Source organism: Winogradskyella poriferorum, from assembly GCF_050618035.1.
In the GTDB taxonomy this organism is placed as follows: Bacteria; Bacteroidota; Bacteroidia; order Flavobacteriales; family Flavobacteriaceae; genus Winogradskyella; species Winogradskyella poriferorum_A.
This window is the reverse complement of record NZ_JBODPY010000007.1, coordinates 60,646-82,555: the sequence shown is the minus strand read 5'-3', so window position 1 is coordinate 82,555 and position 21,910 is coordinate 60,646. Positions and strand designations below refer to the sequence as shown.

The following is a 21,910-nucleotide window of genomic DNA, read 5'->3' as shown; positions in this document are numbered from 1 at the left end:
TTGTACTTTTAACACATGAATACACCACTAGCGGAACGACTAAGACCAAAGCGTTTAGAAGACTACCTCAGCCAACAACATTTAGTGGGTAAAGAGGGTCTGCTTTATCAGCAAATTAAAAGTGGTGTAATTCCTTCCCTAATACTTTGGGGACCTCCTGGCATTGGTAAAACAACTTTAGCCAATATTATTGCCAATGAGTCTGAGCGCCCTTTCTTTAAGTTAAGTGCTATTAATTCTGGTGTAAAGGACATTAGAGAGGTTATAGATAAAGCAAAAAAAAGTGGTGGCCTTTTTACTTCTAAAAACCCCATACTGTTTATTGATGAAATTCACAGATTTAGTAAGTCCCAACAGGACTCACTTCTAGAAGCAGTTGAGAAAGGTTGGGTTACACTCATTGGAGCTACAACAGAAAACCCAAGCTTTGAGGTCATATCAGCACTTTTATCGAGATGTCAAGTTTATACCTTAAATCCATTCAATAAAGAGGATTTAGAAGCGCTATTAAAGCGAGCGCTAACAGATGACCAAATATTATCAAAACTAAATATAGAACTAAAGGAAACCGAAGCATTATTAAGATTATCTGGAGGCGATGCCAGAAAATTGCTTAATATTTTCGAGCTCATTGTGAGTGCCTTTGACGGTGAATCGATCGCGATTACGAATGAACTTGTAATGAAACAAGTACAATCAAAATCTGTGCGTTATGATAAAACTGGTGATCAGCATTACGATATAATTTCTGCATTTATAAAATCTATCCGTGGTAGTGATCCCAATGCAGCCGTTTATTATTTGGCAAGAATGATTGAAGGTGGTGAGGATGTAAAATTTATTGCGAGACGATTATTGATTTTGGCGAGTGAAGATATCGGTAATGCCAATCCGACGGCTCTTGTAATTGCCAATAACACTTTTCAGGCGGTATCTGTAATTGGTAATCCAGAATCTCGGATAATTTTAAGTCAATGTGCTACTTATTTGGCGAGTTCACCAAAAAGTAATGCTTCATATGAAGCTATTAACAAAGCGCAACAATTAGTTAAGGAAACAGGTGATTTATCGATACCTCTATCCATTAGAAACGCACCAACAAAACTTATGAAAGAACTAGGTTATGGTAGCAACTATAAGTATGCGCATAGCTATGAGCAAAATTTTGCAGAACACGAATTTCTACCAGATGAAATTGCCAATACCAAACTTTACAATCCCGGAAATAATCCAAGGGAAGAAGCTCAACGCAAATACCTCAGGAGTTTATGGAATAAAAAATATGGCTATTAGAACTTAATATTTAAGATCTCCTCCTCTACTTTTTTTCCATTATTTTTTGAAAGAACCCAATCACCATCTCTTTTAAACACAACAGCGTTTTCACCTTTAACCATAAAAACATCTTCTAGGCTACTTTGAAGCAAGACCATAAGTACTTTTGGTTCTGAATCAACGATCTGGAAGCCTCCTTCAATTTTTTGCGCATAGAAAATTGTACTCAAAACTTCCTCAGGTTTCTCTTCTACTGGCACTACTTTAGTTTCTACTTCAGGCTCAGAATTTGTATTAGAACTCTCAATTGCACCTTCTTGTGTTTCAACTGATTCAATAGCTTCAGCAGTAACAGTTGACTCTTTTACGAGTTCATCCTCTTTTGTTTCGACCACCTTCTCTTCTGAGGTAAAAGATTTACTATTCTCTTTATAGAACATTTTATCATTTATGGTTTCATACGCATTTCGCAAGGCCATTTGATATCGATCTGAGTGCACATTTGTACCCGATTGCCCTAATTCTGATTTTAAAATGAGCTCTCCTCTACAATTGCGTAATTCAATTTCTAGATTGGTAACTCTAAAACCTTTTTCTACCTCATTAACATCGACATACATAGCTAGGCATCTATCTTGAAAAACATCATCAGGTAGTAATTGATTATCATAGTAAACCTCATAACCACTCTTTAAAAAAAGCTGTTTGGTCAGTGTATTTAAGCGATACTTATTCTGCCCTTTTAAGAACTTATATTGCAGAGGTACGATAACATACTTATATGAATTTACTTCTGATTGCGCATTAAGGCTGGGCAAAACAATAAGCACTGTAAATATTACTAGAAATAACTTTTTCATTAGAGATGATTCTTTAATTCTTTTAAATGATTAATAACTTTAGTTTGATGCACATCCTGACTTTTTTGAGTAAATAAGATAGCGCTCATACCAACATGTTTTGCACCTTCTATATCTGCTTCTAAACTGTCGCCAATCATAATACTTTCGTGTGAATTAGCATTAGCCTGATTCAATGCAAAATTAAAAATTTTTGGATTTGGTTTCTTTACACCTACCATTTCAGAATTTGTAACGGTCTTAAAATAAGACCTGATATTGGAGTTTGTCATTTTTCGTTCTTGAGCCTCCTCAAAACCATTTGTAATTATATGCAAATGATATTTTAATTGTAGGTATTCTAATATCTCAAATGTCCCGTCAAATAGGTGATTAAATGTAGTCAGATAATCTATATAAGCAACCGATAAATGATTAATCATATCATCTTCAACGCTAACATTAATGGAATCGAAGGCATCCTTTAGCCTACCGTATCTTAGATCAGTTTTACTTACACGCTCCTCTCTGTACATTTTCCAATATCTGAGATTTATTGGCTCATAGACTTCGAGAAACTCCGATAAATTAACATCGATTTTATTCAGCTTAAATATTTTCTCAAAGGTCAGTCCTGAATTTTTATCAAAATCCCATAGTGTGTGATCTAAATCAAAAAAAACATGTTTTATTCCGTTATTCATTCTGAGGTTTCAAGTATTAAATTAAAAAGAGATTTAAACCCATCCCAACGTTCGGAATCACTAAATGTATAATTATGAAAAATAGGTGTGAATGTTCCTTGAACAGCTTTAATCTCATCGATAAGTTTTTGAAGATGCTCTGTTTTGTCTAATTGGGATTGATATTTCAAAAGGGCAAAATCCATACACTGATAAGGATTAATTTGTAAAGGTGTTTGGACTTCATAATCGAGATCATAAAATTGAAAAGGCGTACATGTACCAGCTCTAAACCCTAAAGTATCTACATAGCCCATTGTATAGTCTTGATGGATCTCTAACTCAATCAAATTACGATATGATTTTGGCAAATTGAGTTTAGAAAAAGAATGCCTCACAGCCTCCAATTCTCGGTTAGTAATAGATTCTATTTTTTGCTTTTCCTTTTTTAGAATTGTGATATCCTCAAGTGCAAAATAAGATGCCTTTAATCCAACTCTGCAATAATCAGCGACAGATTTTATAAGCGAAACAAACTCCTTTTTATTTACATTAATACTCTTATCATAGGTTGAATAATTACCCAACAAAAACACCACCATAAACTTATGTTTAAACTGTTTCTGTTTAGTAATTATCCATTTAAAGGTATCATATGGATCTCTTTGAAATCCCATCAACACAGAGTAACGTTGATAGAGTTGCCTTAATTTAAAACGCCCAATATCGCTTAAGGTCCCTCCTATTGTTCGTAATAATCCTTTTTGCCTAAAATAATAAGCCATCGGAACATCGATAACTGGAATTACGTTATACTCACGCTCTTTAAACTTAAAGTTTGGAAATTTCTTAAGTAAAAGATCTCTTAGTTTATAAGCCCAAATGTCAACTACCGGTTGATTTAAAAATCGATGCACATAGCCTAAACTCTCCTTAGCCATAAACCGGCCAAATTCATCTTTTACATGTGGCAAATACTCTTCGTAACGACTTAACAAATAAAAAGAAGCGGCAAAAATATCATAGGGTAAATCACTACGTTCACCTGTTGCAAAAAACCCTTTGGTATCCTCCCAAGTTTGCACATTAATACTTAAATCTGATAAACCGCTTTCAAACAACAAAGAATGGCTTCTAATAAACAATTCATTACTGAGTGGTTGTTTAGTGTAGGACATTTTTAAACTATCGTGTGCAATAAAATCCTCAACTTTTGAAGTAAATTTTACATCTAATTGTAAAATACGCTTACAGATATGCTTAAACGTATATTTTAGACGTGGTGTGATTTTATGTGTATAAACTAATAGCATTACATTAATTCTTCATCAGCAAAACTAAAATAACTGTGCTCGGTAATAATTAAATGGTCCAACACCTTTATATCTAAACTCTCTGAGGCCTGCTTTAATTTTTGGGTAATATTTTTATCGGCCTGACTAGGCTTCAGTGTACCAGAGGGATGATTATGACATAGAATTAATGAAGTTGCACCATTCTCTAAAGCATTTTTTAAAACCAATCTAACGTCCACTAAGGTCCCTGTTATTCCACCTTTACTCAATTGATTTTTATGAATTATCTTATTAGAATTGTTTAAATATAGTATCCAAAACTCTTCATGTGGCAACTCACCAATTATTGGTTGCATAATTTCAAAAACGGTCTTGCTAGAAGTTATTTTATTTAAAGAAACTACATCCTCTTGCCTTCTACGTCTACCTAATTCTAGAGCGCCAACAATACTTATGGCCTTAGCTTCTCCAATACCTTTAAATTGCATTAATTGTTTAATTGAAAGTTTTCCTAGTGCATTTAGATTGTTGTCTACACTCGCCAGTATGCGTTTACACAGATCTACTGCACTTTCATCCTTGGTACCAGAACCAATAAGTATTGCCAACAATTCAGCATCGCTTAAAATTGTCTTACCCTTATCTCTTAGTTTTTCTCTTGGCTGATCATCTTGAGACCAATTTTTTATAGAAAACGAAGCTGCTTTTTCTGCCATGGACTAAAGATAAAAAATTGTAAATTTCAGAATCAATTAAATCCTATAAATATGAAATCGTTTTTTGAGGATGGTGTATATGAGGAAATTACAAATCGTATAAATAAACTCGATGGATCAACACAACCTAAATGGGGAAAAATGGATGTTGGTCAAATGCTTAATCATTGTCAAATGCCACTTAATATAATTCTTGAGAAAGAAGATTATGGTGTTAAGCCAAACTGGTTAATCAATCTATTGTTCAAAAAATCAATGTACAGCGATAAATTATGGAGAAAAAATCTTCCAACAGCTCCAGGATTTAGTATTAAAACAGAAAAAGATTTTGAAGTTGAAAAGCAGGTAATTTCAATATTGCTCAAGGAGTTAAATTCTCAAAAAAATCGTGATGATTGGCAACCACACCCAGCATTTGGCAAACTTACTAAAGCGGAATGGGGCAAAATGCAATACAAACATTTAGACCATCATCTTAGACAATTTGGAGTGTAATGAATTATCCACCGAAGCATCATCAAGAAAGCGACAAGAATCATATTGTAGAGGTCATAAAGACGTATCCTTTAGCGACAGTAATTTCTGTACATGAAAATAAACCATTAATAACACATCTCCCATTAATTTACGAAGATGGGAAGCTCATTGGCCATATCGATATCTATAATCCACAAGCTAAGTTATTGAAGGATAACAATGAAGTTACTATACTGTTTTCGGGACCGCAATGTTATATTTCTCCGAGTATATATGGCACTACCCAACTACCAACATGGAACTATATAAAGGTGCATCTAAAGGGTAATGTTAAAGCTATTGAGAGTAAACAAGCCTTAAAGCAATCGTTAATAGCTATGACAGCGTTTTTAGAAGCTCCAGATCATAAGTATGTTCTCGAACCAGATAATCCACGTTTAGATAGAAACCTCAATTATATTGAAATGTTTGAGATTTCAATAACAGATTGGGAAGGCAAGTTTAAACTATCGCAGGATAAAAAAAGAAGTGACATAAATTTTGCAAGAGAAGAACTGATAAGAGCAAATCAAGAAAGTATAAGAGATTTTTTAAATAAAGTCTTTAGCTAACCACTAAAAATAAACACCTCATGAAAGACATTAAAAAAGAAGACATTAAGCAAGAGGTTTTCGACCTGTATGATGATTATGCCCATAATAAATTAAATCGAAGACAATTTGTCGAAAAACTATCTCTTTATGCTGTTGGCGGTTTAACTGTTTCTTCTCTGTTAAGCTTTATGTCACCAAATTATTTAGATACCATAACGGTAAAACCAGATGACCCAACCATAGATTCTGATTATATAAATTATGATTCTCCTCAAGGAGGTGGCACCATTAAAGGATTGCTTTCTAAACCGAAAAATTTGGATACCAAAGTTCCAGGCGTTGTGGTTGTTCATGAGAATAGAGGGCTCAATCCCTACATTGAAGATGTAGGTCGAAGAGTTGCTAAAGAAGGATTTATTTCACTTGCACCAGATGCACTTTCGCCCTTAGGTGGTTATCCTGGTAATGATGATGATGGTAGAACAATGCAAAGACAGCGTGATCGCAATGAAATGTTAGAAGATTTTATAGTGGCCTATCACCATCTTAAAAATCATGAAAATTGTAACGGAAAAGTTGGTGTGGTAGGATTTTGTTTCGGTGGATGGATATCAAATATGATGGCTGTAAGACTACCAGAATTAGGAGCTGCAGTACCCTATTATGGTAGGCAACCCGAGGCTGAAGATGCTAAGAAAATAAAATCACCTTTACTCTTGCAATATGGTGAACTAGATAAGCGTGTTAATGCTGGTTGGCCGGCTTTTGAAGCAGTTTTAAAAGAAAACAACATTGAACATGAGGCTTATATTTATCCAGGTGTTAACCATGGTTTTCATAACAATACGACACCACGATTTGACAAAGACGCTGCCAATTTATCTTGGGAACGCACCATTGCCTTTTTTAAGAAGTATTTGATGTAATTGCTAAATCAATCCTTTTACCTCATCAAAATCTAATCCTCCATAGTTACCAGAACTCATTAGGAGTAACGATTTATTATCAAAGTTTTGAGAAAATAGGAAGTTCTTAAAGTCTTCTGGATTGGTATAAATGATTAAATCATCACGTTGAAAGGCATTAGCTATTTGCTCATGTGTCACTTCCTCCAGCTTCTTTATCTCAACAGCGTGAGGCGAATAAAAAACCACAGCAACATCTGCGCTATCAAGAGCACCTTTATATTCTTTAAGAAATTCTGCATTTAGACTGCTATAGGTGTGCAATTCTAAACAGGCTACCAAAGTTCTATCACTATATTGGCTTTTTACTGCTTTGGTAGTGGCTTCAACCTTACTTGGTGAATGTGCAAAATCTTTATATGCAACACTATTAGAAGTTTCAGCAATCTTTTCCAAGCGCTTACTGGCACCTTTAAAAGTTGATATAGCCTCATAGAAATCATCTTCGTCAATTCCCATATGTTGACATATCCATTTTGCACCTGCAAGATTATTGAGATTATGAGCCCCAAAAACTTCAATTGGCATCGGTCCATCTGGCGTTTCCAATAAAGTAACACCATCTTCTACTGAATATTCTGGTGTATTGTAAGGTAATTTACGTATTTGATTTTCAGATTTAAGTACAACACGTTTCACCTCTTCATCTTCTTCATTATAGTTAATACTTCCACCTCGTATTATAGAATCAATAAAGATTTTGAATTGCTCCACATAATTCTCATAGGTCGGGAACACATTAATATGATCCCAAGCAATGCCACTCAATAAGGCAATATTTGGTTTATATAAATGAAACTTTGGACGTCTATCGATTGGAGAACTTAGGTATTCATCACCTTCGAGTACAATAAAATCATTATCCTCGGTAAGTTTTACCATAACATCAAATCCTTCGAGTTGCGCGCCTACCATAAAATCTACATCTCTATCGTGATAATGCATTACATGTAAAATCATGGATGTTATTGTCGTTTTACCATGACTACCTCCTATAACTACTCTGGTTTTGTGCTTAGACTGTTCGTACAAAAACTCTGGATAACTAAAAATTTTCAATCCAAGATCTTGAGCTTTCAGCAATTCTGGATTGTCTTCTTTAGCATGCATACCAAGAACTATAGCATCTAAATCTGAAGTGATTTTTTCTGGGAACCATCCAAAGGCATTAGGCAGTAATCCCTTGGCCTCAAGGCGTGATTTGGAAGGATCGAAAATGGTATCATCACTACCAGTGACCTTATACCCTTTATTATGCAATGCAATAGCTAAATTGTGCATTGCTGCACCTCCAATGGCAATAAAATGTACATTCATGTAGCAAATATCAAACTACCTTATCCAATTTCCAAATTAGGTGCTACAATATTAACCAATGTATAACCTATAGATCTGGATTAACAGCGAGACTATTAAATAGCTTAGCCTTAGTGTTGAAAAATTTATTCTGAATGGATATTGCTTTTAACTGATTCTCAATAAGCTTAGACTCCCTTGAATTAACTAAGAATAATGAACTCTCTCCTAATTGAAACTTACGCTCCTCAGCCGTTAGCACCTGCTCAGAATCGGTAACCATTTGAAGTGTTATATCGTTCTGCGTGACATAAGAATCTAACTCTTGCTTTAAGGCATCTATCTTATTTTGAAGATTAACGCGTGTTGCATCTCTCTCAAATTCCGTATCAGATAATTTAATTTTGGCAAGTTTTAAATCACCACGCTCCTTACGTAAAAACAATGGAAAACTTATGTTTAATCCACCCTTGTACTCTGCCGTATTTAAACTTCTTGCGATCTCTGGTACTTCAGTTAAGAAGTTATACTCCACATCAATTCTTGGCAATAGCCTATTGGCTTTTAAGCGTGTATCAACTTCTAGTCCTTGTATCTTGTAGTCTAATGACACCATTTTTGGATGCGCCTCAATTACAGCCTCATCTTCTTGTAATTGATTAATATTAAATGTGGCATCTACAATTGGTTCTGTATTTACATCTGGAATTACATTAGGTTGTAATTCAACTGGTGTATTATTTTCTAACCATAAAAATGTAGATAATTCTAATGATGCCTTCATCAATTTTACTCGCGATTGCTCCAGGCTTAATTTTCTGCTATTTAATGCAATACGAGCTTCGGTAGCATCAATCCCAGCATATTCTCCTAATTCTACACCTCTTTCAATACTTCTATATCTTATCTCAGCATTAACAAGAAAGTTCTCAAACAGCTTGAGCTCATTGTAAGCCTGTAACCATTTAAAATAGACCAGCGACGCCTCAAAAAGAATGTTGTTGACAAAAATATCTCGATCTGCTTTGGCTTGCTCTCTAAATAATCGGGCTTGTTTTAACGAAGCCATACGATCATTAATTAATAAGCCTCTACCTAAAGGTACAGCAATACCTGCACTATAAAGACCATCGTCTGGTACAAAGGCTTCAGGATTTAAGAAATCACCTGTATTCTCTTCAAACGCAGCTTTAAGTTCTACACCAAACCAAGTTGGTATTTTAAATGTTCCATTTAATCTATCGAAATACTCTGTACCCTTGAATTTCTTTCGGTCATAATCTACTTCAAACTTAGGATCGAAAGCACCTCTCGATTTCATAAGTTTAGCTTGGCTCTCATCAATAACAAGCTCTGCTTGCTTTACTATTGGATGATAGGCCTTTACATAACCTAGATACTCATCAAATCTTAAAACATTTGATAATTCCTCGGTTTGTGCAATACCCAGAAAACTGAAACAAACAAGTATGGTTAATAATTTAAAACGCATATTTTATTTCTTTTTAGTGTCTGTAACCTCCATTGGCTGATAATAGTTTGGAGGGAATCCATTTAACTGACGCCAAAGTTCAAACCAAATCGGGACATCGTCTAGCAATGCCATTGTAAAAGCACCAGAACCTGCACGGACATCCTGAGGCCATGGGTGGTCGTCTGGATCTGGCTTAAGTAAGATTCTAAACTTACCATTTGGACTTGTAAAACGCTCTACAGCAACAACCTCACCACCATAAGTACCATAGGAGACATTTGGCCAACCGCTAAATATAATTGCAGGCCATCCGTCAAATTGAATTCTCACTTTTTCACCTTTATGAATCAATGGTAAATCAATAGGCTCTACAAAAGTTTCAACTGCTAGGTCTACATTAGCTGGTATGATACCTACCAACTCCTCACCTTCTTTAAAGGTTTGTCCAACACCGCCACGTAATGCTGTTTGTATATAACCATCATAAGGCGCTGTAATAAACATCAACTGATTACGCAGTGAATAATTAGTAACCTCGTTTTCTAATTTTTGCACCTGCGCTTCAGAATCAAACTGGCTTGACTGTGCAGAGAACTTATCACTTTCTGCTTTTGAAATCTTATCAGCATACTCAGCCTTAATTCGAGAAATTTCTACTTGGGCATTAATAACATCATTTCGACTTGCCAAAAGTTTAGCTTCTTGAGAAATACGCTTTGCCTGAGTTTCTTGGAGTTTTATACGTGTATCTTCTACCGTCTTCAAAGCTCCTATCTCCTCATCAAAAAGGGTTTTTGCACGATCGTATTTTGTTTCAGCAATGGTTAAATTAATCTTGGCCGCTTCGAGATCAATACTATCTGCTTGTACCTTTAATCTAGACTGTATCAACTTGTTTTGGGCTTGCTCCAATTTTAATACTCTCTCATTACGCAAGGCATTAATTCTTACGTCTTGTGCTCTAACCTTTTGCTCATAGGACTTAACAGCAAGAGATTTTGCATCTCGCTGTTGTGAAGTACGTTGTACTAAATTAGGATCAAAATACTCACTCTTTATCTCTTCAATTTGCAACAAGGTATCACCTTGTTTTACAAACTCACCTTCGCGTACAAACCACTTTTTAATACTTCCAGGAATTGGAGACTGTATGGTCTGAGGTCTTTGATCTGGTGTTAAAGTTGTTACCTTACCTCGACCAGTAATATTCTGTGTCCATGGCAAGAACAATACGATGAAACCAAATATTGCAAATCCCGCTAAGAACCTATTAAAGTATTTGTAATAGGACTTATTAAATACATGCGTACTGGATTTAAACCTTGACAGGTCAACTTTTCTATTTAATGGATTTCTAGATATGTTTAACATGATTTTTTGGTTTAAATGATTTCACCATTATTTAATTTGACAACATCTGTACACTCGCTAGACCAATCTGGATTAAAACTAGCTACAATTAGTGCCCAAGGATTAGAATCTGCCGTTAAGGCTTTGATGATTCGTTTTGCTTCTTCGGCCTCAAAATGCTCTAAAGGCTCCTCTAAAATCAATAGCTTTGGCTTCTTCAGAATAGCCCTTCCTAATATTATTTTCTTTGCTACTGTGAAAGATATCTGCTTTCCTTCAGGGTATATAATAGTATCCAAGCCCTTTGCTGTAGTTTTTAAGTAATCTCTTAAGCCTACGATTTCAATTACCTTATGAATTTCCTCATCTGTAATATTCGGGTTGGTAAGTGTTAGGTTATCTCTAATACTTCCCTCAAAAGGGGTTTCTTCTGCTAATGATAATCCTAGGCAAGACCTATAATTATTCAAATGAATATTGCCAAGCGATTCTTCATTAATGTAAATATGACCTTTTGATGGTGAAATGATTCCAGAAATAATTCTCAACAAGCTTGATTTACCAGATCCACTTGGTCCTTGTACTAATATCCTTGAGGAAGGCTTAATGCGAAACGACACATTATTAAGTATAGGCAGATTTCTATCTGGTACTTCATAAGTGATTTTATTAAGTTCTATATCAAAATGCTCTGCCTGATCCACTTTTATACCTTCTTGCTCCTCTAACTTCTTATCTACAACTTGGCCCATCTTTTCGAGTGATGTTAGCACATCATAAAAAGACTCCAATCCAAGAATTAGTTTTTCAACAGAAGAAATAACAAGAAGAATTATAATTTCCGCTGCAACAAACTGACCAATATTCATCTCTTGACTTAATACGAGCAAACCACCAATAATTAATAACCCAGCAGTTACTATGACTTTAAAGCCAATCATTTGGATAAACTGAATAACTAATATTCTAAAGTGACTTTCTCTTGCCACTAAGTAACCATCTACCAACTTATCGTTCTTTTCTAAAGCCAAAGATGTACGACCAGAAATTTTAAAGCTCGTTATCGCACGCGCTACTTCTTGTATCCAATGCGCAACCATATATTTCTTTTTTGACTCTGCTAAACTGGTTTCCATACCTCTCTGAATGGTAAACTTGAATACGATGTATATTAAAGCAATTAGAAGTACACCAAAAGCAATAAAGAAAGGATGGTAAAATGACAACAGAATAAGTGCAAAGGCTATTTGTAAAACAGCTGCAGGCACATCCAATAATAGTTTAGCTAATCCTTTCTGTACCGTTAGTACATCAAAAAATCGGTTAGCCAACTCTGGTGGATAATAGTTGCGTAATTCGTTCATTTTAATTTTTGGGAAACGATACGTAAATTCAAAAGATGCTCTCATGAATATTCTTTGCTGTACTGTTTCTATAATTCGCATTTGCATAAGCTGTAGAATTCCAACAAATGCAACACCAATCGTTACTAATACTACCAAAACAATCCAAGATGTACTCACCTGAGCTCCTTGGATTAGGTTTATTATCGCTTGAATTCCCAAAGGCAATGTAAGTCCAATAAGACCGGAAAAAACGGCATAATAAATGACCTGTAAAAGGTCCTTTTTTTCCAATCTCAGGATACCTACAAAACGTTGCCAAGGAGTTAATAAAGGCTTTTCGTTGTTCATGCTTATTATAGATTTAATACTTTTTTGGTAAGGTTAATAAAGAAATCTGTCGGTGTTGTTTTCTGATCACAATCCGTAATGGAACTAAAATGAGATTTTAAGTAATGCTGATGAAGCGATCCTTCTACTATAGTACTCGCTAAACTTGAAGGAAATTCATAAGATTCGTCGACACTAGAAATAAAATCACTAAGGCGCTTTACCAAGTTCTTATATACCACAAAGTATCCTTCCTTATTTTCTGTGTCAACCTCTTTAGTTAAATAACTTTTTGAGTATTCGTTTACAACAATCTTATTTAAAACAACCTCATTAATATGAGAGAATGTAACATCCTCTTTGATCGCCATTGTTACAACCTCAATTGCCTTAAATAGTTGTTCTTCTTTGTTAGGCATATTGTGCGTTGCAAAAACCAATTGATACTCAATCCATGCCCAATACCAAGACGTTAAATAAAGAAGTAATTTGTGCTTGCTCTCAAAGTATCGGTAAATAGAACTTTCGTTAGAACCAATTTTCGCTCCCAGTTTTTTAAACGTAAAACTATCGAAGCCAATTTCTTCAATTAATAAAATACTATGTTCGATGATTCGTTTCCCCAGATCTGATGATTCCGGATCTTTGATATAAATTTTATCTGGTACTTGAATCTTTAAATTTGACAGTAAATTTATCATACCTAAAATATTTGGGTGCAAATATAATAGTAATACTATCATTTATGCGTATTTAACAAATATTTAGTATTATAAATAATACTTATAATATATATTAATTTTATTTATGTTTAATGCTTAAAGTCTTGATATTAAGGCTTTTTCATCCTTAAAAACTTCAATTTTAGGTAAGCCAGCGATTGCTTTGTTGATCCAAAGCAGTGCGTTACTCTTGTCTTTTTTATGTCTGTAAATCTGAGCAAGTCGATAATAGGCCCATTCTCTAGGTACGCCATCCTTTGCAGAATAATTTGCCAAATAAGCATTTAAACACTTTTCTCCTTTATTGAGCTGAACATTATAATCAGCACAGACCTTACCGATTTGATAATGGATGGCATTTCGTTTGTGTCTTAAATGAGATTCTTCTAAAGTCCCAATGGCTTTTCCAGGTTGGTTTTGATTGTCGTAAAAAGTAGTAAGCTTATCATAGCATGTTACTGAACCTCCAACCTTAATTGCCATCTTATAATATTTTTCTGCCAATTTTGGTTCGTCATCATATTCGTATACATAACCTTTGGCTAAATAACCATCAACCTTTGACAAATCTTCCAGCTGTTGTGCATACTCTAGGGCTTTAGAATAACTTCCTCCAACTATTCCAGGTAATGAAACATATAAATCTACTAAGGCCCAACGCGTGTCAATATGTGTAGGGTCTAAAGATGCCGCTTTTAAAAAGGAACGCTTTATATCTCCAATAATACCTAAAGCCTTAAACTTACTTATAGAACGTGCCTTCATTCCAAGTGCACCACCATATTTATAATGAAAATTGGCATTTTTAGGATAATTTAATTTTAGCCATTCATATTGTTCTATAGCGCTATCCCACTTTCTCTGATAGGCATAGGCATCTCCCAACAATTCTTTAGCTTCTATATCATTTGGATTCGACTTAAGATAATTCAGCATTTCTTGCTGTGCCAGCCCATATTTCTTGGATTCGATAAGGCCTTTGGTATGTGCTACAGGATTTTGACTAAAGCCTAAAAAGGTGAAGAATAAAAAAGTTATGATCTTGTACATAGGATAAGGCTGTCTCAAACAAAATTACAATTAAACAGTCGTAAAAACTCAGAAACTTAACGTACTTTTTAACTTCTAAATTGCTTAACTTCCCTCATCGAAAAGTTAGGTTAACGTATTACTACTGTTTTTGGAATACCTTTTGAAGGTACTTTGTCATAAATAATTTCATGAATGAAAAATTATATCTCAATTCTAATGATAATATGTTTTGCTACATTATCCAGTGCTCAAAACAGCAATGAAAACTCATGGAAAGAAATCGAAAAGCTTGAAGCTGATGGACTGACTAAAAGTGCGCTTGAAATTGTTGATCAAATTTATAATACTTCTGTTGCCGACAATATGGTAGATGAACGTATTAAAGCCTTGCTTTACAAAAGCAAGTATATGTTAATCTTAGAAGAGGAAGCCCAACTCAAAATTGTCAATCAATTTAAATCTGAAATAGAAGCTTCAGACAATCTTGTAAAAAAACATCTCTTACAAAATATACTCGCAACAACATACTGGCATTATTTCAATCAGAATAGATATAAGTTTTATAATAGAAGTACAACAGATGAAAAGGTAAACAACGATTTTAGAACTTGGGATTTACAAACTCTATTTAATGAAATTCATTATTATTATCAAAGTTCTTTACAAAGTGCTTTAATTCTTCAGCAAGAACCTTTATCAAATTATAGTGCCTTGTTAATCGAACAAGAAGGATCTAAAACCATTCGTCCAACACTTTACGATCTGCTTTGTCATAATGCCCTAGAGTTTTATAAAACCGATGAAAATAATATAACCAGACCATCTTATAAATTTACTATTACAGATACTGATTTACTCTCGGACAGTAAAACTTTCTCGTATCTCGATATTAAGACCAAGGATTCTTTATCACTTCAATTTAATGCTATAAAGATTTATCAGAATTTATTAAAGTTTCATGGTAGAGATTTAAGCTCAAAAGCCTTTGTATATTCGGATATAGAACGTCTTTTATTTATTACACAACACGCTACGTTTTCGGATAAAGAAAATCTACTGATTGACAGACTGAATGACAAGGCAAAATCCATAAAAGATTCTGAGCAAGCATCCCTCTATTTATTCGAAATAGCTCGAATAAAACATCGCCAAGGACTGAATTTTAATCATAGTAGTACAGAACCTCAAAAGGACAATCAGCAGTGGAAATTAAAAGAAGCTGTGGCCTTATGTAATAGTACAATTAAAAGTTATCCAAATAGTGAAGGTGCCAAAAAGTGTGAGGTGCTCCTACAGCAAATATTAAAGCCAAATCTTAGAATTCAAGCGGAAGAATATTTACCTATAGAAAGTCCTTCACGACTGTTAGTTACCTATAAAAATTTAGATGCAATCAATCTTAATATATACAACGTTAACAGTAAGCAACTCTCTAAATTTCAAAGTAGTTATCGCGCTACAGACAAGGAGCAATTCATAGGAAAGTTAAAGCCACTAAAAACATTTGAAAGCTCATTAAAAACTGTAGGTGATTATCAAGAACATGCCACTGAAGTTTTAATGCCAAAACTATCCAATGGCTTGTACATTATTGAAGTGAAAACAAATTCAGAAGAAAATGTTTTTGCGACCACCAGTATACAAGTCACCGATTTTGCACTTATAGAAAATGACACAGAGGATAAACAACTCTATCAACTTATTAATAGAAATAATGGAGCGCCTATCAAAGAGGCGAAAATTCAATTTTCATATAACATCAACAATAACCAATCCCGAAAAAGGACATTTACAACAGATAGTAATGGTAGGTTTGAAGTTAAAAAGGGCAACGTCTATTTCCGTAAAATTAAAATAAAGGTTACTAAAAATGATAAGGAAGCCTATTTCGGCGACTATTATATGTCTGAGAAGTATGATTATGATTTTGATGACGACACCCAATACCAAACTTACCTTTTTACGGATAGAAGCATTTATAGACCAGGCCAAATCGTATATTTTAAAGGTATACTATCTCAACGCTACGGTCTAAATACCTCAGTCATACCGGACGAAAAAATAAAGGTAGCTCTGCATAATGTGAATGGAGAGAAACTAAAGGAGCTAGATTTTACATCAAATGAATTCGGATCTATAAAAGGTGAATTCATCTTGCCAGATTCAGGACTAAATGGACAATACTCATTAAGAAGCTCATCGAGTCGTATAGGAAACCAATATCATAGTTTCGCTGTTGAGGAATATAAACGACCAAAGTTTAGGCCAGAATTTGATGCCATCACAGAGACTTATAAAATTAATGACACCATCACCCTTGGTGGAAAGGCTACAGCATTTGCCGGCAGTAATATTACAAATGCAAAAGTGGTCTATCGGGTAAAACGCAATGTACAATTTCCCGAATGGTATTATTGGAGAGGGCCGTACTATAATTCTGAATCTCAAGAAATCACTTTTGGAGAAACCCTTACTAATGAAAAGGGTGAATTTGAAATAGAGTTTAAAGCCATACCAGACAAAGGGGTTTCTAAAGATAATTTACCCGTTTTTAATTATGAGGTCACAGTTGACATCACAGATATTAATGGAGAGACAAGAAGTGCTACAACAATAGTAAATGTAGGATACCATTCTATGACGGTTTCAATAAATGCTCCAGAAAACATAGACAAAACTCTTAAAGAAAAAGACATCACTATTGAAGCATTTAATTTAAATGGTTCGACGATTGACTCCAAAGGAACGGTTAAGGTTATCAAATTAAATGCACCAGACAGAATCTTAAGAACAAGACCATGGTCAGCACCAGATTTTCAGGAAATTTCAGAAGTACAATTTCTTCAATTATTCCCACATGATGCCTATAAAAATGAGAACAATATTAGAAATTGGGAAAAAGGAGAAATCGTCTTTAACGAATCTTATGACACGGCAAAAGATAAAACGCTAACCCTTAAAAAACTAAGAAAATGGGAATCTGGAAAATATGTGATTATCGCTGAGACCAAAGACAATTTTGGTAAGAACGTAAAAGATATGGTTTATGTTTCGGTCTACAGTAAAAAGGATAAAACCGTTGCAGACAATCAACTTATAGAAGTGCAACTAGATAAAGATTCTTACCAACCTAACGACATGGCAGAGCTTACTATAGGCTCTAGCGCTAAGGATGTCACGGTTAGCGTTGAAATTGAAAAAGATCATAAAATTTTAGTATCCCAATTAGTAAAACTCAGTGATTCAAAAAAGAAAATTGTAATTCCAATATTAAAAGATGATGTGGGTGGTTTCATCATTCATTACAGCTTTGCCTTTGCAAATAGTTTTATCTCTCAATCTGTTAGAGTTAATGTCCCATATCCACACACCGATTTAGAAATTATAACGGAATCGTTTAGAGATAGACTTCAACCCAACGATGAAGAAACATGGCGATTTACAATAAAAGGACCAAAAGGTGATAAAGTCACTGCCGAGTTACTTGCCAGTATGTATGATGCGTCTCTAGATGAATTTTTACCACACGTTTGGGCATTTAACCCAATTAATAAACCTTTGTATTACAGTCATCTCAACAAAAACTATCACAACAGTTTTGGCGTGACAAATTTCGATTTGTTTAACCGTTTCAAAACAGCACGTTATGAACCTCAACGCCAATTTGATCGTTTAAATTGGTTTGGATTTAATTTTGGAAATGTTGGATATTCCATGCGAAAAGTACGTGTACAAGCCGTGGGAGCACCGCAATTATCAGATGCTTTTATGGAGACCGAAGTAGCTAAGGCGGATTTAGAGGAACTTGTGGTTACAGGATATGGCATAGCACAGGATGCATCAGCAGAACCACCTGCAAACGGCGCACCATCCTCTACCAACGAACAAACTGAAGAAGACTTTACGAATATTCAAGTGAGAAAGAACTTTAATGAAACTGCATTTTTCTTTCCTCAACTGCAAACTGATTCTGAAGGCAATGTAAGTTTTACTTTTAAAGCACCTGAGGCCTTAACCAGATGGAAATTACAGTTGTTAGGTCATACCAAAACACTAGAAAGTACAGTCACCCAACTTGAAACGGTAACACAAAAAGAGTTAATGGTTTTACCAAATGCTCCTAGGTTTTTAAGACAAGGCGATGAAATAGTGCTAAGTACAAAAATTGCAAATCTCACTGATAAGATATTATCTGGAACTGTAAGGCTAGAACTTACAGACCCTATATCAGGTGCCTCACTTTCAAAGTTAATAAAAGGTGAAGCTGGAAAAAATTATACGGTAATGACCGAACTAACGGATCAAGCGTTTTCTATTGATGCGAATAACAACACTAATACCAACTGGACGCTTCAAATTCCAAACGGCACGCAAGTTATTCAATATAAAATCGTCGCAACTACAGGTGAATATAGCGATGGTGAACAGAATGCGCTTCCGGTTTTAAGTAATCGAATGCTTGTCACAGAAACATTACCAATGTGGGTAGGATCTAATGAAACCAAGTCCTTTTCATTAGACAAATTAAAGACCAATAACTCAGCAACCTTGAAGCACCATAAGCTGACATTAGAAATCACATCAAATCCTGCGTGGTATGCAGTGCAGGCGTTACCATACCTTATGGAATATCCTTATGATTGTAATGAGCAGACCTTTTCACGCTATTATGCGAATGCCTTAGCACAACATATTGTGACTTCTAATCCAAAGATAGAAGCCGTTTTTAAGCAATGGAAGTCTTCTGATGCATTAATATCTAATCTTGAAAAGAACCAAGAATTAAAAAATATTCTCATTTCTGAGACGCCTTGGTTAAGAGACGCTCAGTCGGAGTCAGAACAGAAAAAAAGAATTGCATTATTATTCGATTTGAATAAAATGACTCAAGAATTGCAATCGGCTAAAATGAAATTAAGAAACAATCAATCTAATTCTGGTGCGTGGCCATGGTTTAATGGAGGTCGAGATAATCGCTACATAACACAACATATAATTGCAGGCTTTGGTCATTTAAAAAAACTTAATGTGATTGGTTCTCTTGAAGGAGACGACCAAAGAATGATTCAAAATGCTATAAAATATCTCGACAGGGAGTTTGTGAAAGAATATAAGGATTTAAAAAAGTATAATGATGATGTAGATTTAGATAAAGACCATCTCTCATACACCCAATTACATTATCTATATGTTAGAAGTTTTTACCCTGATATTCCAAAAACTAAAGAAGTAAGGGATATTGTTGATTACTATAAATCACAAATTAAATCCTACTGGTTAAAACGTTCTTTATACGCCAAAGGATTGATGACATTGACTATGCACAGGTTGGATGATAGTGAAACGGCGACCAAAATATTGAGATCATTAAAGGAAAATAGCATTATCTCTGAGGAATTGGGTATGTATTGGAAGGACAATACAAATTCTTTGTATTGGCACCAGGCTCCAATAGAAACGCAAGCCTTACTTATTGAAGCTTTCTCTGAAATTGAAAATGAAATTGAAACAATTGATAACCTTAAAATTTGGTTGCTAAAAAACAGACAAACTAATCAATGGAAAACTACTAAGGCTACAACTGAGGCAGTGTACGCCTTGTTACTACAAGGAAGTTCTTGGCTCGATGTAACTGAAATGGTGGATGTTAAGGTTGGGGATATAAACGTTTCTCCTCAATCTAAAGATGATGTAAAAATAGAAGCAGGTTCTGGTTATTTTAAAACCTCATGGAATGGTACTGAAATTAGCAAAAGTATGGCTGATATCACCATGACCAAAAAAGGTGAAGGTATAGTTTGGGGTGCATTGTATTGGCAATATTTTGAAAATCTCGATAAAATTTCAAGTACTGAGACAAGTCTGAAACTAAACAAAAAGTTATTCCTAAAAAGGAACACAGAAAACGGGGAAGTCATCACTGAAATAAAAGACAGTACAAGTCTTAAAGTTGGAGATCTTATTAGGGTTCGAATTGAACTGCGAACTGATCGCTCCATGGAATTTATTCACCTAAAAGACATGCGAGCTTCTGGTCTGGAGCCAATAAATGTCGTCTCACAATATAAATGGCAAGACGGTTTAGGTTATTATGAAAGCACTAAGGATGCCTCAACTAATTTCTTTATCGATTATTTGCCAAAAGGTGTATTTGTTTTTGAATATGACCTTAGAGTTAATAATGCTGGCAATATGAGTAACGGCATCAGTACTATACAATCTATGTATGCACCAGAATTTAGTAGTCAAAGTGAAGGCACTAGAATAAATGTAGAATAAAAAAAGAGGCTTTTAGGCCTCTTTTTAATATAGCGTATTACGCTTTGGGAATTCGTTTCTTAATTAATAATATTTGTCCCAAATGACTTGACTGATGCTCCATGACGTGAAACCAAGCCCAATAGTGGTTCATACTATTATCAAAGGTATTTTCGCCCAACCAAGCATCATCCTTTGTTTTTAAATATTCTAATGTTTTAGCTCTTACCTTTTTAAAGGACTCGAGATATTCCTTTACGTCCTTACCAGTAAATTTTTTCTGAGCATCCTTACCCATAGACATGGCTGTTCCCCATGCCTCTGCTTCTTCATCATTAAACTCTCTTTTCTCAAAGGTATACACCTGATAAATTTTTTCTGTAGCGGCTAAATGCATAATTAATGTCCCAATAGAATTTGCATTTTCGTCGAGTAAAAAATCAACACCTTCAGCATCCAAGTCTTTTACAGTTCGTTCTACACGATTACTTAGATCATTAAGCATTGACACAAGAACGCCAACTTGAGGTGTAAAACCATCCTCTGCAGTTATGGTGTTTTGTGAGTGAATTGAAACTAGGCTAAGTAAAGTTAGGGCAAGAATTAATACATGTTTCATGGTTTGTGAATTTTAAGATTAGACTAAAAGTACTAAATCGAAATTTGACAATAACACAAACTACTTGATAACTAAGGCGTAACCTACTTAGGTGGATATTTAGATAATATCTTTTCTACTACCTTTTCAAAATGTGCATCACGTTTCTCAGGCGTATCATTTGGCTTATAGAGAGCTTCACAAATGGCGCGCCAAATTAGCTTTTCACCCTCACTCAAATCCACGAAATCAACAGTAATTTCGCGAGATAGAAGATTACTTGCCACGGGAACACCAACAGAAACACCACCACCCATATTAGTACCTGTTCCTCCAACACCAAGTCCAATGGTAGAATTATTTCTTGGTTGTACCTCTCTGGTAGTAATATCAATATAAAAATCAGCATTGTCTTTTCGCTCTAAACCTAATGCCTCTAATTTGGAATCTATGGACCTCATTATTCTCTTTTGGTCAAACGCACTTAGACCAGTGTCCATATCATCAAAGTAGTTGTAAGACCTATATTTATTAAAGTTTGTAGATTCTTCATAGTCATACGATACCAGTGGCCCACAGGAAGAAATAACAAAAAATACAAGAAGGTATTTTAACGCTTTCATTTTTCTTTTAAAGATATTAAAAAAGATAGCGCCTTTGAGAA

General features: G+C 34.7%; 17 protein-coding genes. 5 read left to right on the top strand and 12 right to left on the bottom strand.

Annotated elements, in window-relative coordinates:
- Window positions 1-15: 15 nt before the first annotated feature.
- Entirely contained in the window at window positions 16-1,293 is a 1,278-nt protein-coding gene (locus ACRHOC_RS13765) for a replication-associated recombination protein A (RefSeq protein WP_431159227.1), read from the top strand.
- On the opposite strand, the gene ACRHOC_RS13760 is transcribed toward ACRHOC_RS13765, so the two are convergent.
- The 4 genes from ACRHOC_RS13760 to radC are packed head-to-tail and all read right to left on the bottom strand — an operon-like array spanning window position 1,290 to window position 4,808.
- Window positions 1,290-2,135 (bottom strand): hypothetical protein, encoded by an 846-nt coding sequence (locus ACRHOC_RS13760; protein ID WP_431159226.1) that lies wholly within the window; start codon window positions 2,133-2,135, stop codon window positions 1,290-1,292. The genes ACRHOC_RS13765 and ACRHOC_RS13760 overlap by 4 nt on opposite strands.
- The gene (locus ACRHOC_RS13755) at window positions 2,135-2,818 is read right to left on the bottom strand and encodes a YjjG family noncanonical pyrimidine nucleotidase (protein ID WP_431159225.1); all 684 of its coding nucleotides are present in this window, start codon (window positions 2,816-2,818) and stop codon (window positions 2,135-2,137) included. Before ACRHOC_RS13755 ends, ACRHOC_RS13760 begins: the two co-directional genes overlap by 1 nt.
- The gene (locus ACRHOC_RS13750; RefSeq protein WP_431159224.1) at window positions 2,815-4,110 is read right to left on the bottom strand and encodes a polysaccharide deacetylase family protein; all 1,296 of its coding nucleotides are present in this window, start codon (window positions 4,108-4,110) and stop codon (window positions 2,815-2,817) included. Before ACRHOC_RS13750 ends, ACRHOC_RS13755 begins: the two co-directional genes overlap by 4 nt.
- A complete protein-coding gene (gene radC, locus ACRHOC_RS13745) occupies window positions 4,110-4,808 on the bottom strand; it encodes a RadC family protein (RefSeq protein ID WP_431159223.1) in 699 nt (232 codons plus the stop codon). The genes ACRHOC_RS13750 and radC overlap by 1 nt, the downstream gene beginning before the upstream one ends.
- A gap of 51 nt (window positions 4,809-4,859) precedes the next feature.
- Here radC and ACRHOC_RS13740 point away from each other — a divergent pair, with 51 nt between their 5' ends.
- From ACRHOC_RS13740 to ACRHOC_RS13730, 3 genes are read left to right on the top strand one after another with little or no spacing between them, the layout of a single operon-like run.
- Window positions 4,860-5,303 carry a DUF1569 domain-containing protein gene (locus ACRHOC_RS13740; RefSeq protein ID WP_431159222.1) on the top strand — a complete coding sequence of 148 codons (444 nt, stop codon included), beginning with the start codon at window positions 4,860-4,862 and terminating at the stop codon, window positions 5,301-5,303.
- Window positions 5,303-5,896 carry an FMN-binding negative transcriptional regulator gene (locus ACRHOC_RS13735; protein WP_431159221.1) on the top strand — a complete coding sequence of 198 codons (594 nt, stop codon included), beginning with the start codon at window positions 5,303-5,305 and terminating at the stop codon, window positions 5,894-5,896. The genes ACRHOC_RS13740 and ACRHOC_RS13735 overlap by 1 nt, the downstream gene beginning before the upstream one ends.
- A 20-nt stretch (window positions 5,897-5,916) precedes the next feature.
- Window positions 5,917-6,804, top strand: coding sequence for a dienelactone hydrolase family protein (locus ACRHOC_RS13730; protein WP_431159220.1), 888 nt, complete (start codon window positions 5,917-5,919; stop codon window positions 6,802-6,804).
- Between the two features lie 3 nt (window positions 6,805-6,807).
- Here ACRHOC_RS13730 and ACRHOC_RS13725 read toward each other — a convergent pair whose 3' ends face one another.
- The 6 genes from ACRHOC_RS13725 to ACRHOC_RS13700 all read right to left on the bottom strand — a co-directional run bounded on the left by ACRHOC_RS13725 (window position 6,808) and on the right by ACRHOC_RS13700 (window position 14,408).
- Window positions 6,808-8,160 (bottom strand): UDP-N-acetylmuramate--L-alanine ligase, encoded by a 1,353-nt coding sequence (locus ACRHOC_RS13725; RefSeq protein WP_431159219.1) that lies wholly within the window; start codon window positions 8,158-8,160, stop codon window positions 6,808-6,810.
- Window positions 8,161-8,227: 67 nt separating this feature from the next.
- Window positions 8,228-9,631: a TolC family protein gene (locus ACRHOC_RS13720; protein WP_431159218.1), complete on the bottom strand. Its 1,404-nt coding sequence runs from the start codon at window positions 9,629-9,631 to the stop codon at window positions 8,228-8,230.
- A 3-nt stretch (window positions 9,632-9,634) separates the two neighbouring features.
- Window positions 9,635-10,984 carry an HlyD family secretion protein gene (locus tag ACRHOC_RS13715; protein WP_431159217.1) on the bottom strand — a complete coding sequence of 450 codons (1,350 nt, stop codon included), beginning with the start codon at window positions 10,982-10,984 and terminating at the stop codon, window positions 9,635-9,637.
- 11 nt (window positions 10,985-10,995) lie between these two features.
- Window positions 10,996-12,657 (bottom strand): peptidase domain-containing ABC transporter, encoded by a 1,662-nt coding sequence (locus tag ACRHOC_RS13710; protein WP_431159216.1) that lies wholly within the window; start codon window positions 12,655-12,657, stop codon window positions 10,996-10,998.
- A 5-nt stretch (window positions 12,658-12,662) separates the two neighbouring features.
- Window positions 12,663-13,337: a TetR/AcrR family transcriptional regulator gene (locus ACRHOC_RS13705; RefSeq protein ID WP_431159275.1), complete on the bottom strand. Its 675-nt coding sequence runs from the start codon at window positions 13,335-13,337 to the stop codon at window positions 12,663-12,665.
- 117 nt (window positions 13,338-13,454) lie between these two features.
- Window positions 13,455-14,408: a tetratricopeptide repeat protein gene (locus ACRHOC_RS13700; RefSeq protein WP_431159215.1), complete on the bottom strand. Its 954-nt coding sequence runs from the start codon at window positions 14,406-14,408 to the stop codon at window positions 13,455-13,457.
- A gap of 174 nt (window positions 14,409-14,582) precedes the next feature.
- On the opposite strand from ACRHOC_RS13700, the gene ACRHOC_RS13695 reads away from it, so the two are divergent.
- The gene (locus tag ACRHOC_RS13695; protein WP_431159214.1) at window positions 14,583-20,669 is read left to right on the top strand and encodes an alpha-2-macroglobulin family protein; all 6,087 of its coding nucleotides are present in this window, start codon (window positions 14,583-14,585) and stop codon (window positions 20,667-20,669) included.
- A gap of 37 nt (window positions 20,670-20,706) precedes the next feature.
- Here the strand turns inward: ACRHOC_RS13695 and ACRHOC_RS13690 are convergent, their stop codons facing one another.
- Complete coding sequence (locus ACRHOC_RS13690) at window positions 20,707-21,267, bottom strand: DinB family protein (RefSeq protein WP_431159213.1); 561 nt, start codon at window positions 21,265-21,267, stop codon at window positions 20,707-20,709.
- Between the two features lie 83 nt (window positions 21,268-21,350).
- Window positions 21,351-21,869: a DUF4136 domain-containing protein gene (locus ACRHOC_RS13685; RefSeq protein WP_431159212.1), complete on the bottom strand. Its 519-nt coding sequence runs from the start codon at window positions 21,867-21,869 to the stop codon at window positions 21,351-21,353.
- Window positions 21,870-21,910 lie beyond the last annotated feature (41 nt).